General features: G+C 66.0%; 15 protein-coding genes. 7 read left to right on the forward strand and 8 right to left on the reverse strand.

What is annotated here, in order from left to right:
• Nucleotides 1-50: 50 nt before the first annotated feature.
• Both KVF90_RS08580 and KVF90_RS08585 read left to right on the forward strand, forming a co-directional pair.
• The gene (locus KVF90_RS08580; protein ID WP_264391175.1) at nucleotides 51-1,148 is read left to right on the forward strand and encodes a cysteine desulfurase family protein; all 1,098 of its coding nucleotides are present in this window, start codon (nucleotides 51-53) and stop codon (nucleotides 1,146-1,148) included.
• A complete protein-coding gene (locus tag KVF90_RS08585) occupies nucleotides 1,145-1,480 on the forward strand; it encodes a 2Fe-2S iron-sulfur cluster-binding protein (protein ID WP_264391176.1) in 336 nt (111 codons plus the stop codon). Before KVF90_RS08580 ends, KVF90_RS08585 begins: the two co-directional genes overlap by 4 nt.
• Before the next feature lies 1 nt (nucleotide 1,481).
• On the opposite strand, the gene KVF90_RS08590 is transcribed toward KVF90_RS08585, so the two are convergent.
• Both KVF90_RS08590 and KVF90_RS08595 read right to left on the reverse strand, forming a co-directional pair.
• Nucleotides 1,482-2,018: a type 1 glutamine amidotransferase domain-containing protein gene (locus KVF90_RS08590; RefSeq protein ID WP_264391177.1), complete on the reverse strand. Its 537-nt coding sequence runs from the start codon at nucleotides 2,016-2,018 to the stop codon at nucleotides 1,482-1,484.
• Nucleotides 2,019-2,124: 106 nt separating this feature from the next.
• Complete coding sequence (locus tag KVF90_RS08595; protein WP_264391178.1) at nucleotides 2,125-3,009, reverse strand: DUF4349 domain-containing protein; 885 nt, start codon at nucleotides 3,007-3,009, stop codon at nucleotides 2,125-2,127.
• A gap of 198 nt (nucleotides 3,010-3,207) precedes the next feature.
• On the opposite strand from KVF90_RS08595, the gene parC reads away from it, so the two are divergent.
• Nucleotides 3,208-5,517 (forward strand): DNA topoisomerase IV subunit A, encoded by a 2,310-nt coding sequence (gene parC, locus KVF90_RS08600; RefSeq protein ID WP_264391179.1) that lies wholly within the window; start codon nucleotides 3,208-3,210, stop codon nucleotides 5,515-5,517.
• Here parC and KVF90_RS08605 read toward each other — a convergent pair.
• Genes KVF90_RS08605 through KVF90_RS08625 form a run of 5 tightly spaced genes read right to left on the reverse strand, consistent with a single transcriptional unit; the run spans nucleotide 5,514 to nucleotide 9,601 of the window.
• Nucleotides 5,514-6,707, reverse strand: coding sequence for a CCA tRNA nucleotidyltransferase (locus KVF90_RS08605; protein ID WP_264391180.1), 1,194 nt, complete (start codon nucleotides 6,705-6,707; stop codon nucleotides 5,514-5,516). The genes parC and KVF90_RS08605 overlap by 4 nt on opposite strands.
• Nucleotides 6,697-7,305: a CoA pyrophosphatase gene (locus KVF90_RS08610; protein WP_264391181.1), complete on the reverse strand. Its 609-nt coding sequence runs from the start codon at nucleotides 7,303-7,305 to the stop codon at nucleotides 6,697-6,699. The genes KVF90_RS08605 and KVF90_RS08610 overlap by 11 nt, the downstream gene beginning before the upstream one ends.
• Nucleotides 7,302-7,856: a DUF1285 domain-containing protein gene (locus tag KVF90_RS08615; protein ID WP_264391182.1), complete on the reverse strand. Its 555-nt coding sequence runs from the start codon at nucleotides 7,854-7,856 to the stop codon at nucleotides 7,302-7,304. Before KVF90_RS08615 ends, KVF90_RS08610 begins: the two co-directional genes overlap by 4 nt.
• 51 nt (nucleotides 7,857-7,907) lie before the next feature.
• The gene (locus KVF90_RS08620; protein WP_264391183.1) at nucleotides 7,908-8,438 is read right to left on the reverse strand and encodes a GNAT family N-acetyltransferase; all 531 of its coding nucleotides are present in this window, start codon (nucleotides 8,436-8,438) and stop codon (nucleotides 7,908-7,910) included.
• Nucleotides 8,438-9,601 (reverse strand): PQQ-dependent sugar dehydrogenase, encoded by a 1,164-nt coding sequence (locus KVF90_RS08625; RefSeq protein ID WP_264391184.1) that lies wholly within the window; start codon nucleotides 9,599-9,601, stop codon nucleotides 8,438-8,440. The genes KVF90_RS08620 and KVF90_RS08625 overlap by 1 nt, the downstream gene beginning before the upstream one ends.
• Here KVF90_RS08625 and KVF90_RS08630 point away from each other — a divergent pair.
• The 4 genes from KVF90_RS08630 to KVF90_RS08645 all read left to right on the forward strand — a co-directional run bounded on the left by KVF90_RS08630 (nucleotide 9,600) and on the right by KVF90_RS08645 (nucleotide 13,445).
• A complete protein-coding gene (locus KVF90_RS08630) occupies nucleotides 9,600-10,223 on the forward strand; it encodes a ribonuclease HII (protein WP_264391185.1) in 624 nt (207 codons plus the stop codon). The genes KVF90_RS08625 and KVF90_RS08630 overlap by 2 nt on opposite strands.
• 259 nt (nucleotides 10,224-10,482) lie before the next feature.
• Nucleotides 10,483-11,628, forward strand: a complete 1,146-nt coding sequence (locus tag KVF90_RS08635) for a site-specific DNA-methyltransferase (protein ID WP_413676980.1) — start codon at nucleotides 10,483-10,485, stop codon at nucleotides 11,626-11,628.
• Between the two features lie 7 nt (nucleotides 11,629-11,635).
• Nucleotides 11,636-12,748 carry a dihydropteroate synthase gene (gene folP / locus KVF90_RS08640; RefSeq protein WP_264391186.1) on the forward strand — a complete coding sequence of 371 codons (1,113 nt, stop codon included), beginning with the start codon at nucleotides 11,636-11,638 and terminating at the stop codon, nucleotides 12,746-12,748.
• A gap of 262 nt (nucleotides 12,749-13,010) precedes the next feature.
• Entirely contained in the window at nucleotides 13,011-13,445 is a 435-nt protein-coding gene (locus tag KVF90_RS08645) for a hypothetical protein (RefSeq protein WP_264391187.1), read from the forward strand.
• Here the strand turns inward: KVF90_RS08645 and KVF90_RS08650 are convergent.
• Nucleotides 13,442-14,203, reverse strand: coding sequence for an SDR family NAD(P)-dependent oxidoreductase (locus KVF90_RS08650; protein ID WP_264391188.1), 762 nt, complete (start codon nucleotides 14,201-14,203; stop codon nucleotides 13,442-13,444). The genes KVF90_RS08645 and KVF90_RS08650 overlap by 4 nt on opposite strands.
• Between the last annotated feature and the right edge of the window lie 3 nt (nucleotides 14,204-14,206).

Genomic DNA, 14,206 nt, shown 5'->3' on the forward strand with positions numbered 1-14,206 from the left:
GAGGAAGGAAGCGAGACCCCGGGTCAAGCCCGGGGCGGGGAAGAGAGGCCATGATTTACCTCGATTACCAAGCCACAACCCCGCTCGCGCCTGAAGCGCGTGAGGCGATGTTGCGCTGGCTCGGCGGGCCGGATAGCGACACCTTCGGCAACCCGCACAGCCCGCACCGCATGGGCCGGATGGCCGCCGCTGCGGTGGAAACCGCGCGGGAGCGTGTGGGCGCTTTGCTGCCTGAAGGCGGGAAGCTGATCTTCACCTCTGGCGCCACCGAAGCGCTCAACATGGTCCTGCAAGGCACCCCCGGCGATGTCATCACCTTCGCCACCGAACACGCCGCCGTGCTCGATTGCGCGAAGGTGGTCGAAGCGCAGGGGCGGCGCTTTACCGTCCTCCCCGTGACGCCCGATGGCCGCGCCGATCTCGACGCGCTGCAAGCCGCGATCACGCCGCAGACCGGGCTCGTCGCGGTGATGGCGATCAATAACGAGATCGGGGTCCGGAACCCGCTCGCCCCGGTGGTCGCTATCGCGCAGGCGGTGGGGGCGCGGGTGCTGGTCGATGCGGTGCAGGCCTATGGCAAGGTGCCGGTCGAGGTCGCGGCGGACTATATCGCGATCTCGGCGCACAAGGTGCACGGGCCCAAGGGCATCGGCGCATTGTGGATCGGCCCCGATGCCAGCCCCCCCTTGCCCCTGCTTTGGGGCGGCGGACAGGAGGCTAGCCTGCGGTCAGGCACCCTCTCGCCCGCGCTTTGCGCAGGCTTCGGGGCGGCTGCACAGGTGGCGCAGGAGGGCTTCTCGGAGCAATTGTTTCACGTGGAACATTTGTGGAACATTGCGCGAGAGGCTTTCGCAGACTGGGAGCTGAACGGCAGCGCGGTGGATCGCTGGAGGGGCAATCTCAACATCCGCAAGGAAGGCCTCGATGTCGCCCGGCTGATGAGCGATTGCCGCAACGTCATGTTCTCCGCCGGTTCGGCCTGCGCCAGCGGATCGGGGCGGCCCAGCCATGTGCTGCGCGCACTTGGCCTTTCGGACCGGCAAGCAAAGTCCTCTATCCGCCTCGGATTCGGACGCTATACGACAGCGCAGGACGTCGAATCCGCTGCCGCCATGATCAACACCGCCGCAAAGGAGCAGGGCCTGTGAGCATCACCATCACCTTCCTCGACCCGCGCGGCAAGACCATCGCGGCCTCCGCCGAACCGGGCGACAATCTGCTACGCGTCGGGCAGGCGGCGGGCCTGCCGCTGGAGGGCACCTGCGAGGGGCAGATGGCCTGTTCCACCTGCCACGTGATCGTCGCCGCCGATTGGTTCGACCGCCTCCCCCCCGCTGCCGAGGAGGAGGAGGACATGCTCGATTTCGCCGCCGGGGCACGCCGCACCTCGCGGCTTTCCTGCCAGATCGAGCTGACGGCGGAGATGGACGGCCTGACCGTCTCGATCCCCGCCGAAAGCAGCGACGCGCGGCGGATGTAGCCTAGGCCTCGGCCGCTTCCATATTGAGCGCCGCCATCAGCGCTTCGGTGAAGGCGGGGATGTCACCCGGCTTGCGGCTGGTGATGAAGTTGCCATCGACCACCACTTCCTCGTCGACCACCGCCGCACCCGCATTGGCGAGATCGGTGCGGATCGAAGGCCAGCCAGTCACGGTGCGCCCCTCGAGGATGGCAGCTTCGGCGAGCAGCCACGGCGCATGGCAGATCGCCGCAATCGGTTTGCCCGAAGCATCGAATTCTCGGACGAGATCGATCACCTTGGATTCCATGCGCAGGATGTCAGGGTTCATCTGACCGCCGGGGAGCAGCAGCGCGTCATAATCTTCGGTCGAAACGTCCCGGACCAGCAGATCGACGCGGACGCTCTGGCCCCAGTCCTTCTGGTCCCACCCGCGAATCTCGCCATGTTCGAGACTGGCGAGGGTAACCTGCGCACCGGCTTCTTCAAGCAGGCGCTTGGGCTCCATCAGTTCGGATTGCTCGTAACCGTCGGTAGCAATGATGAGGACGCGCTGCATGGGGGTCTCCTGTGGTTGATGACCGCAGGACTAGCCCCCGCACGCCGCTCATGTTCCGCCTGCCAAGGCAGAGCGGGAGCGGCGTGCGGCAGGGCGTTTCTGGCGCTTATTGCGGGTCAGGCGCAGGCGCGGCGAGGCGGCGGCGCAAGGCCCGGCCCGTCCACCACACGCCCCCCACTGGCAGGGCAATCGCGCCGACCAGGATCAACAGCGCGACCACCCAACCGAAGATCGCTCCCAGCGATCCAATCGCGCCGCTGACCGGGCCGAAGAAGTCGCGGGTGGCTGCCGAACCGGTTTCGTAATGAACGGTAACGCGGCTGTAGGCGACGCGGCCTTCCATCTCCTTGAGCCAGCTTCGCGCCTGATCGATTTCCTCGTTGACCGCAGCGACGCTGCGTTCAGCCTCAACCAGTTCCTCGACCGTGCCCTTGCGGGTGCGCAGCACCTGCTGGAGCCGGTCGCGCAATTCCTTGCGGGCTTCCAGACGCGCTTCGGTGTCGACCAGCTGCTTGGACAGTTCTTCCGAGGCAATCTCGGCGGCGACCTGCTCGGCCCCGGCGTCCAGCGCCTCGTCCTCGAGCAGCGCGCCGAATGCCCGCGCCTGCCGTGTGGCGACTGCCATCTCGAGCTCGCCCGCAACCTCGCCTTCTAGTTCGCCCGTCTTGGTCATGCCGATGATCTGGCAGACCGCCGGGCCTTGCTGCTCGCACAAGGACGCGTGGCGGCGCTGGAGGCTGCCGATTTCGTCCGCTGCCATGCGCCAGCGGTAATCATAGACATAGGCGAGCTGCGGCAGGCTGACCGGGATGCTGCCGAGTTGGGGAATGGCGGCACTTTCCTGCGCGGCGGCGGCGGCGGGTTCCGCCGGGGCGACTTCGCTCGAGGCGATATCGGCGGCTTCGCTGGCGGCAGGGTCTTCATCATCGGGCTTGCTGCACGCAGCAAGGGCGAGGGTGGCAGTGGCAGCAAGAATCAAGGTCTTACGCATGTTTCTCTCTCCTCGTGAAGCCGGTCGGGGGCACGCGACTCGCAATGCCTGCGCCTGCTTCGCCGCAAGCATGCCTTATTTTCGCCATAATTAAACCGCAATTTTGCCACAATGTGGCGGGCCGGCTCCCAGCTGCCCGAATTCAACCCTGTGGAAACCCCTCTCCCTCGCTTGCGCGGGGGTTGCTAGACGGGGGGCATGTCCGATCCCGTCCTGCCCAAGGAACCCGACGACGGCTTTGACGCCATCGTCGATGCCCCCTTCGATGCCGCGCTGTCCGAGCGCTACCTGGTCTATGCGCTCTCGACGATCACCGCGCGCTCGCTGCCCGATCTGCGTGACGGGCTGAAGCCGGTGCACCGCCGCCTGCTGTGGGCGATGCGGCAGCTGAAGCTGAACCCCAATGATGCCTTCAAGAAATCGGCGCGCGTGGTTGGCGACGTTATCGGCAAGTACCACCCGCACGGCGATCAGTCGGTCTACGACGCGATGGTCCGCCTCGCTCAGGATTTCAGCCTGCGCTATCCACTGGTCGAAGGGCAGGGCAATTTCGGCAATGTCGACGGCGATAATGCCGCCGCCTACCGCTACACCGAAGCGCGGCTGACCAAGACCGCGCTGGCCCTGATGTCCGGGCTGGACGAAGGCACGGTCGATTTCATCCCCACCTATAACGGCGAGGAGATCGAGCCCGAGATCTTCCCCGGCCTGTTCCCCAACCTGCTCGCCAATGGATCGAGCGGGATTGCGGTCGGCATGGCGACCAGCATCCCCAGCCACAATGTCGCGGAAATCATCGATGCGACGCTGGCGCTGATCGACAATCCCTCGATCAGCCACGAACAGCTGATGGAGCTGTTCCACGGCCCCGATTTCGCCACCGGCGGGCAGGTGGTCGACAGCAAGGCCGCGATCACCGAAGCCTATCGTACCGGGCGCGGCGCGTTCCGGCTGCGCGGGCGGTTCCTCGCGCCCGAGGCCAAGGACGCCGATGACATCGCCGCCGGGATCGAACGGCTGGGCGGCGGGCAATGGCAGCTCGTCATCTCGGAAATCCCCTACCAGGTGCCCAAGGGCAAGCTGATCGAACAGATCGCGCAGGCGATTGCCGATCGCAAGCTGCCGATCCTTGAAGACGTGCGCGACGAAAGCGACACCGCGATCCGCATCGTGCTCGTCCCCAAAAGCCGCAATGTCGATCCGGAGCTGCTGAAGGAAAGCCTGTTCAAGCTGACCGATCTGGAAACGCGTTTCAGCCTCAACCTCAACGTGCTCGATGCGCCGCCGGGGCTGGGGCGCACGCCGATGGTGATGGGGCTGAAGGAACTGCTGGAAAGCTGGACTTTCGCGCAGATCGACATTCTCCAGCGCCGCGCCAGACACCGTCTGGACCAGATCGCCAACCGGCTGGAACTGGTGCGCGGCTATATTATCGCCTACCTCAACCTTGACCGGGTGATCGAGATCATCCGCACCGAGGACGAGCCCAAGCCGGTGATGATGGCCGAGTTCGAACTGACCGACCGGCAGGCCGAAGCGATCCTCAACATGCGGCTGCGGTCTTTGCGCAAGCTGGAGGAAATGCAGCTGCGCAAGGAGCAGGACGAGTTGCTGGCCGAAGAGGCCGATCTCACCGCCCTGCTCGAAAGCCCGGCCAAGCAGAGCACCCGGTTGAAGCGCGATCTGCGCAATCTGCGCAAGGATTATGCCGAGGACACGCCGCTCGGCCGCCGCCGCACGCTGATTGCCGAAGCTGCGCCGACCATCGAGTTCAGCATGGATGCGATGATCGAGAAGGCACCTGTGACCGTGATCCTCAGCCAGAAGGGCTGGATCAGGGCGGCCAGCGGCCACGTGCCGCTGGATCAGGAGTTTAAATACAAGGAGGGCGATGCGCTCGCCTTCATCCTCCACGCGCAGACAACTGACAAGCTGCTGCTCGCGGCTTCGGACGGGCGGTTCTACACGCTGGGCTGTGACAAGCTGCCCGGCGCGCGGGGCTTTGGCGAGCCGGTGCGCACGATGGTCGACCTTGAAAGCGAGGCGAATGTCAGCGCGATGATGGTGCATCGTCCGGGTGGCAAGCTGCTGCTGGCGTCCAGCCACGGCAAGGGATTTGTCGCGCAGATGGACGAGCTGCTCGCCGAGACCCGCAAGGGGCGGCAGGTGGTGAACCTGAAGGATGGCGCCAAGCTGGCGGTGATCCGCCAGGTTGCCGAAGGCCACGATCACGTCGCCTGCGTCGGCGACAATCGCAAGCTGGTGGTCTTCAATCTTGAAGAACTGCCGGTCATGTCGCGCGGGCAGGGCGTGCAGTTGCAGCGTTACCGCGATGGCGGAATGTCCGATGCGATTACCTTTGTGCTCGCCGATGGCCTCAGCTGGCAAATGGGCGGATCGGGCGAGCGCACCCGCACCGAGACCGAAATCCGCATGTGGAAGGTCGCGCGCGGCGCGGCCGGACGGATGCCGCCGCAGGGGTTCCCGAAGTCGGGCCGGTTTGACTAATCAAACCGGAAGGCGCTGGTCCCAAGTTCCTCGGCGAGCATCTGGTTGACCCGGTCTGCGCTCGGGAAACCTTCGGCGACCCAGCGTTTCTCGATCAGCTGGAGCAGCTTTGCCACTTCCGGTCCGGCGGTGATCCCGCGCGCGACAATCGCGCCGCCCTTGAGCGGGAAGACCGGCACCGTCCAGTCGGCGAGCACGCGCGCATCACCGCCGGTCAGCAACAGGCGGTCGATCGCGACCGGCGGGGTGAGGTGATAGGCGAGCGCTTGCGGGTTGGCGGTGTCACCTGCCCCGCGCTCGGCAGCGGCGACAAGGCGGCTTCTCTGCACCTTGGATAGGCGCAGGCGGGCGGCAACGGTCTCGGCAATCTCGGGCGAGGGCGGCAGCAGCGCGGCAAGCCGCCGCACCGGATCTGCGGCAATGCCCTGTTCGCGCTCGGCCGTGATCAGCCGCGCGAGGGCCGCGACATGGGCCTTGCAGGCTTCGGGCAGGATCACGCCGAGCACGCCATTGCCATGCATCCGCGCAATGGTGGCGTGCGGATCGGGCAGGGCGAGCAGCGCGAGGAGTTCAGCGGCAATCCGCTCCCGGCTTAGGCCTTTCAGCGTGTGCGCAAGTTCGGCGCAGGCGGCCTCGGCAATGGCGTCCAGCGCCGCGCCGAAGCGGGTCTGGAAGCGGTAATAGCGCAGGATGCGCAGGTGATCCTCGGCGATCCGCTGGTGCGCGTCGCCGATAAAGCGCACGCGGCCTTCGCGCAGATCGTCTATGCCCCCGAAGTAATCGACGATCTCCAGCGTTTCGGGATGGGCGTATAGCGCGTTGATCGTGAAGTCGCGGCGGGCGGCGTCCTCGGGCCAGTCGCTGGCGAAAGCGATGGTGGCGCGGCGGCCGTCGGTGGCGACATCGCGGCGCAGGGTGGTGACCTCGACCGGGCCATCCTTGAGGATCGCGGTTACGGTGCCGTGCTCGATTCCGGTCGGGACGGTGCGGATCCCTGCACGGCCGCAGGCGGCGATGACCTCGGCGGGGAGCAGCAGGGTGGCGCAATCGACATCATGGACGGGCACGCCCAGCAAGCCATCGCGCACCGCGCCGCCGACCCAGCGGATGTTCTGCGCCCCCAGCGCCGCGGTCAGCGCGGCAAGGCCGGGGCGGCGCGTCCAGTCAGCATCGCGCAGGTCATGCAGCATCGGAGACACCCTCCCACGCCATGCGCCGCGAAAGGTTGGCGATGATCGCCGCAGTCACCCCCCAGATGCGGAAGCCCTGCCAGTCCAATTCCAGGTAGCGCCGGTTCGCCCCGCGCCAGAACACTTCGTTGCTGGTCCAGCTGGCTGGATCGAGCAGCAGGCTGAGCGGTGCCTCGAACCACGCCTCGACCTCGGAAGGATTGGGCACGAGCGGCAGGCCGGGCGGGACGACGCCCACCACCGGAGTCACCAGAAAGCCGGTGCCGGTGTGGTAGACATCGCTGGTGCCGATCACCCGCACGGCATCGCGGGGGAGGGCAAGCTCCTCCTCGGCCTCACGCAGGGCAGCGGTCACGGCATCTTCGCCCGGATCGATCTTGCCGCCGGGGAAGGCGACCTGCCCGGGATGGTCGCGCATGGCGCGGGGGCGCTGGGTGAGGATCACCTGCGGATCATGCGGCACGTCGGTGATCGCGATCAGCACCGCGGCGGGCGTCGCACGGCCATCGCGGGCGAAATGCGCATCGCTCAGCAAATCGGGAATGTCGCGCGCGTGACCTTCCGCAAAGGCGCGGGCGAGAGGATCGAACAGGCTCATGGCAGCAGCGAAAAGGTCGCGCCCTGGCTGGTGACCTGCCAGCCATTCGCCTCCGCCCCCTCGGCCACCGCAATCTCTGCCAGCTGCGCCCAGGTCGAGCGGTTGAGCCGCGCCTCGCATCCGCGCCGCACGTGGAGATAGAGCGCGGGTTCCTCTGCCGTCCCCGCCGCGCGCAGGGGGTGATCCGGCCCGGCGATCACGATGTCATCGGTGTTGAGCCGGAAGGCCAGCGCATCATCGGCCCGCACACAATCGACCGCGATGAAGGCGGCATCCTCGACTTCGATCGACAGCTTTTCAAAGGGGGTGACCAGCCAGTGCTGTCCATCCGCCTCACGCCGGAGGAGTCCGGCAAAGGCCCGCACCATCGCCTCGCGCCGGATCACGCCGCCTTCGTGGAACCACGTCCCGTCAGCCGCTATGCGCATATGGCTTTCGCCCGCTTGCTGCGGCGCCCACCCTTCGACCGGGGGGAGCTTGCGATCAGCCACCAGCGCAGCAATCTCGGCGAGCGTCAGGCCAGCAAGGTAAGGGGGCGGTTCGTAAGGCATAGGGTCAGGGGGATGGCAGATGCGGGCGCCAAGGTGAAGGGGGTAGCGTCTCTACCCCTCCCACGGGCCGAGCATCCCGTCGACGGGCATGGCGGCAAGACCGTGGCCGCGCGCCAGCAACCGGTGCTGCTCGTAAGGGCCGGGGCAACGCCAGCCGCCAGTCAGCGCCGCCGAGAAGCCCCAGCGCCCGTAATAGTCCGCATCGCCGATCAGTACCTGCGGCAGAGCGCGTCCTCCGCCCGCCGCAAGCCGCGCGTCTTCGGCAATCATCGCGCTCATCAGCCCGACGCCGAAGCCTTCGCCCTGCCGTTCAGGCACCACCGCGACCGGCCCGACCATCACCAGCGGGACCTGCCCCTGCTTAGTCTGGAGGCCGATCGGCCAGCACTGGATTGTGCCGACCAGCATCTCGTTCTCGTCCAGCGCAGCAAGGCTCAGGCCCGGCAGCCACGGCATGCCTTCGCGGATGCGATAGGCGGTGCGCGCGTGCCGGTCCGGTCCGAAGGCACGGTCCAGCACCTCCTCGATCATGGCGGGGTCGACCGCCTCGAGCGGGATCAGGGTCGCAGTCGTCGAAGCCATCAGCGCGCGGTGAGCTTCAGCAGGGTTGCGCCCTTGCCGTCCTCTGCCACCCACAACGCGCCATCGGGGCCCTGTGCGATGGAGCGCAGGCGCGTGTCGAATTCGTGGCGCGCAACTTCGCGGGCGGTTTCCCCCTCGATGGCGACATCGACGATGGCTTGCGTGGCGAGGCCTGCCATCAGCGCGTGACCCTTCCACGCGGCGAACATGTCGCCGGTGTAGATCAGCATGTCGCCGGGCGCGATTACCGGAGTCCAGCTGAGCGCGGGCTGGGCAAAGCCGTCATCGGCAGTGTGATCGGGAATCGGATCGCCGTTGTAATGTTCGCCGTTGGAACGGATCGGCCAGCCGTAATTGGCTGCCGGTTTCACAAGGTTGAGCTCGTCCCCGCCCGCCGGGCCATGCTCGACTTCCCACAACCGGCCCTGCGCGTCCCAATCCATGCCCAGGATATTGCGGTGGCCGTACGACCAGATCTCCGCCGTCACGCCGCCCTTGTCCGCCATCGGATTGCCCGCTGCGGGTGTGCCATCAAGGTTCAGGCGTACGATGCTGCCAAGTGTATTGGTGGTATCCTGCGCAGGGGTCATCTTCTGGCGTTCGCCGCTGGCGACAAACAGGTACTTGCCATCGGGCGAGAAGGTGATGCGGTGCGAATAATGCCCGCGGCCACTGACCTTGGGGGTCTGGCGCCAGATCACGGCGAGGCCTTCGATCGCGCAAGCGTCCACGCCGGTGCAGGCGAGCGTGCCCTTGCCGACCACCGCGCCGCGGGTATCGCCTTCGCCGGCCTCGGCCCAGCTCAGATAGATCGTGCGCCCATCCAGCGGCATGCCAGCTTCGGCGGGAAGGAAAGCGATATCGCCAAGCCCGCCCTGACCGCCGTAATCGACCTTGGGCGCGCCGGAGACCGTACCGGTCTTGCCGCTTGCCGTGTCAACCACCTTTACCGTCCCGGCCTTCTCGGTCACGAACAGCATCGCGGTGCCGGGGGCAAAAGCGATGGCCCAGGGTTCCTCGAACGTCGCGACCTCGGAAACCGCAAAGGGCATGCCATCGGCGGCGGCCGCAGGTGCGGTTTCCCCGGTTTCAGCATTCGCGCAGCTTGTCAGCGCCAGCGCGGAAGCGGAAAGAGCGGCGAGCAATGGGACAGAACGGATCATGCTAGGGGTCACTCCGGAAATCACGGCATCGCGCCAGCCGCTTGTCATCGGGGTTGACGAGGCGGGGCGCGGGCCGCTGGCCGGGCCAGTGGTGGCCGCGGCGGTTGTGCTGGGACGGGCGATACCTGCGGGGCTCGACGATTCCAAGCGCCTTTCGGCTGCGCGGCGCGGCGTGCTCGACAAAGCGATCCGGCAAAGCTGCTGCTGGGCCGTGGCGGTGGTAGAGCCTGACGAGATCGACCGGGTCAACATCTTCATGGCGACGATGCTGGCCATGACCCGCGCGGTCGCCAGCCTGACGGCGGCTCTGGGCTGCGAGACGCAAGAAGTTCTGATCGACGGCAATATGACTCCGCAGGGCCGCTGCACCGAATGGTGCTGGCCCGCGCGCGCCATCGTCGGCGGGGACGGGATCGAGCCTGCGATCTCCGCCGCCTCAATCATCGCCAAGGAATGGCGCGACCGGAAGATGCTGGAAGCCGCCGCCGCACACCCGCATTACGGGTGGGAGCGCAACAAGGGCTATGGCACGGCGGAACACATGGAAGCGCTGCGCGTCCACGGGGCCACCCCGCTGCACCGCCGCAGCTTTGCGCCCGTGGCGCAGTTGCCGTTGATCTAGGCAGCCCGCCATACCTTCACGTCATACCAGCGTAAGCTGGGACGACGGTGATGGCCCTGGGACTGAGTCCTCGCCGCCACACCCCCTGCATATCGAGTCCCCGCACAGGGGCCGGACTCAACATCTTGTGTCGGTCCCGCTTCGTTCCGCTTTCCGGGCGCAGGATATCGGACAAGCACCGAAAAATTAGAGGCTTGACGCGGACTCTTCAAAGACTCATGCCTGTGGATAAGTTTCCAGCATAACAGGCGAGGGCCACGTGGCAAGTGTAATAGAGAAGGTGAAGTCGCGCGCAAAAAGCGTTGTAAAAACGCAGGAAGTTGTGCGTTCAGCCGATCTGCCGCTGGGTCGTATCCTGCCCGGTGACTGTATCGAGGCGATGCGCTCGCTGCCGACCGCGAGTGTCGATCTGGTCTTCGCCGATCCGCCCTATAACCTCCAACTCGGCGGCGATCTCAACCGCCCTGATGGCAGCCATGTCGATGCGGTCACCGATCACTGGGACCAGTTCGACAGCATGGCGGTGTACGACAAGTTCACCCGCGAATGGCTGACCGAGGCGCGCCGCGTGCTCAAGCCCGATGGCGCCTTGTGGGTGATCGGCAGCTACCACAACATCTTCCGCGTCGGCTCGATCTTGCAGGACCTGGGCTTCTGGATCTTGAACGACATCGTCTGGCGCAAAACCAACCCGATGCCCAATTTCCGGGGGACGCGCTTCACCAATGCGCATGAAACGCTGATCTGGGCGAGCATGGGGGAAAAGGCCCGCTATCAATTCAATTACCGCGCGATGAAGACGCTGAATGACGAGCTTCAGATGCGCTCCGACTGGGTGCTGCCGATTTGTTCGGGCGGCGAGCGGCTGAAGGAAGGCGGCAAGAAGGCCCACCCCACCCAGAAGCCCGAAGCCTTGCTGTACCGCGTGCTGCTGGCGACCACCGAGAAGGGCGACGTGGTGCTCGATCCCTTCTTCGGCACCGGCACGACCGGCGCGGTGGCGAAGCGGCTGGGTCGCGAATGGATCGGTTGCGAGCGCGAGGATTTCTACCGCGAGGTCGCTGAAAAGCGCATCGCCCGCGAACTGCCGCTCGATGAAAGCGCGCTCACCACGATGCAGTCGGCCCGCAGCGCGCCCAAGGTGGCGTTCGGCGCGGTGGTCGAGGCCGGGCTGATACCTCCGGGCTCGCAAGTGTTCGACAAGAAGCGCCGCTGGATCGCCACGGTGCGCACTGATGGCTCGCTGGAGTGCGGGGGCAAGACCGGCTCGATCCACGGGCTGGGCAAGGATCTGCAAGGCGCGCCGAGCTGCAATGGCTGGGCCTTCTGGCATTACGAAAACGGCGGGGATGTGCAGCCGATCGATGCCGCGCGCCAGCTCTACCTGCTGGCGGCCGAGGATTGATCCCTTGATGGGCGACAGCGTCTATCTCCACCCGCTCACACTCGTCTCCGGCCCGCAGGCGGTGGAGGGCGATGCCCTGCGGCTGGGCGGGTCCATGTCCTACGCGCGCGAGTTCGCGCTGGTGGTGCGGAACCGCACTGAAGTTCACAGCCGTTTTGTAGGAACGCCCGCACAAATAGCAGCGGCGATCGCCCGGCTTCCAACGAACCTCGCAGAAGACGCAACGCGCCAATGGGTGAACCTGGGGAAGATCCACTCCCCCCTCCAACTGGGTTCCCGAACCGTCAGGTTGGATCAGCCGCAAGTGATGGGGATCCTCAACGTGACCCCCGACAGCTTTTCCGACGGCGGACAGCACGACGCAATGGAGGCAGGCCGCGCCCATGCCGCCGCGATGCTTGAAGCGGGCGCCGCGATCATCGACATTGGCGGTGAGAGCACCCGCCCGGGTGCTGCGGCCACCTTCGAGGACGAGGAAATCCGCCGGGTCGTCCCCGCGGTAGAGTACTGTGCCAGCATGGGCGCAGCGATCAGTGTCGACACTCGCCGTGCAGGTGTTCTCTCCGCAGCACTAGGTGCAGGGGCGCACATGGCGAACGACGTCTCGGCCCTGCGCTATGACCCGCGCAGCATCGAGGTGGTGACGCAAAGCGGCTGCCCGGTGGTGCTCATGCACGCGCCGGGAGCAGGTGAGGATCTCCACAAGGGCGCGCCCTATGATGACGTGGTAAGCGACGTCTTCGACTTCCTCAAGGAGGCCCGCGACAAGGCAATCGCGGCCGGTGTCGCCGAGGAGCGCATCATCCTTGATCCCGGCATCGGCTTCGGCAAGTCGCTGGCAGAGAACCTCGCGTTGCTGAATGCCCTGCCACTGTTCCACGCGCTCGGCAGTCCGCTGATGCTCGGGGCGAGCCGCAAGCGGATGATCGGTGCGCTATCGGCCGAGGAGGAGGCTGACAGGCGGCTGGCCGGTTCGATCGCGCTTGCGGTCAAGGGGATGGAGGCTGGCGTCCACCTGCTGCGCGTTCACGACGTCGCCGAGACGGTGCAGGCGCGCAATGTGTGGCGGGGCATGCGTGATGCGGCGCTTACCGATTTCAGCACGCTCCCGGCGCTCTGAGGTAGCTGTGCTCGCCGCCACAACTCTTGCTGCTGCCATCGCCGCGCCGCCGCTGGGGCAACCAATAAGCTGTCCGATTTGCGGATCGTCGACTCCTCGACGCAGGTCATCTCCTCCGCGCGCCAGTTCGAAGTCTGGATCAACTTCCCGGCCGAGCGCCCGAAGCATTCGGGTGGTGATGCCTACGCTTTGATCAAGCCATCGGCGCTTGCCCGGCTGACAGCTTTGTGCGACCTTTCAAACCTCTCAGGGGAGATAAGGGATGTTGAAGCCTTCGTTCGGGGTAGGGATGCTGACCGCTATGGCACTGGCAACCACAAGTGTGATTGCGATGCCCGTGCAGGCGCAGGACACGGTCGATATCTTCGGGACCAAGGTCGTGGGCGGCAAGGCGCTCGCCAAGCTGATCGAGGCTGCGCAGGCCTATCCGCTGGGCAGCAAGGACAACCCCGTGCGGGCCGACATGCCAGGCGGCCAGCGCGCCTACCTCAATCGCCTGCGCTGCGCTGACGGCAAGCGCCCGACCTATCAGCGGGTCGGCAGTTTCGGGGCCGGCGTCTATCAACGGATCATCGATGGCTATGAGGTGAAGTGCGAAGGCAGTACGCCGGAAATGACGATGGTCTATATGGACATGTATCATCCCGGCCACAAAGAAGCAGCCGCAGTGCCCGGATTTACCATCCAGTCGACTTAAAGTGTGAAGCCGCCGTCCGAGACCATCACGTGGCCGGTGATATTGGCGGCGGCATCGCTCAGCAAATAAAGGATGCTGTCGGCCATTTCCTCTGAGGAGGCGAAGCGGCCCAAAGGCGTGGTTTTTGCCATCGCCTTCAGCGTCGCATCGCGGCCGATGGCAGCGACCGAAGCTTTGAAATCATCGCCGCTTTCCCAGATCGCGGTATCCACCCCGCCTGGCGCTATCGCATTGACGCGAATGCCTTTTCTGGCACTTTCAGCGGCCGCAATCCGCGCCATGTGGGCGACCGCCGCCTTGGACACGCCATAGGGGCCGATCCCCGGCACAGGTTTGATCCCGGTCGTCGAGGCAACCACCACCACGCTGCCGCTTTTGCCCGTCATCGCCCGCAACGACGAGGCGAGCGTCATGAATGCTCCGTCAAGGTTCACCGCCATCACGCGGCGCCATTCTGCCAGCGAAATCGACGCAATAGGGCCACCCGAACCGATGCCTGCGTTGACGACAGCGTGGTCAAGGCCGGTCAAGCGGGGCTCTAGATCCAGCCAAAGCGCCTCATCGCCGACGCTGCCGACAATGCGGTGCACCTCGCAGCCCGGAAGCTCCAGTGCTTCAAGGCCTGCGGCATCGACATCGACAAGGAAAAGCCTTGATGCGCCGCGATCCGCGAAAGCCTTGGCACAGGCTGCGCCGATCCCGGATGCAGCCCCGGTGACGAGCGCAGAGCGGCCCGTGAAATCCTGAATGATCGTCATACC

Origin of the sequence: Porphyrobacter sp. ULC335 (genome assembly GCF_025917005.1) — a bacterium.
Classification (GTDB): Bacteria; Pseudomonadota; Alphaproteobacteria; order Sphingomonadales; family Sphingomonadaceae; genus Erythrobacter.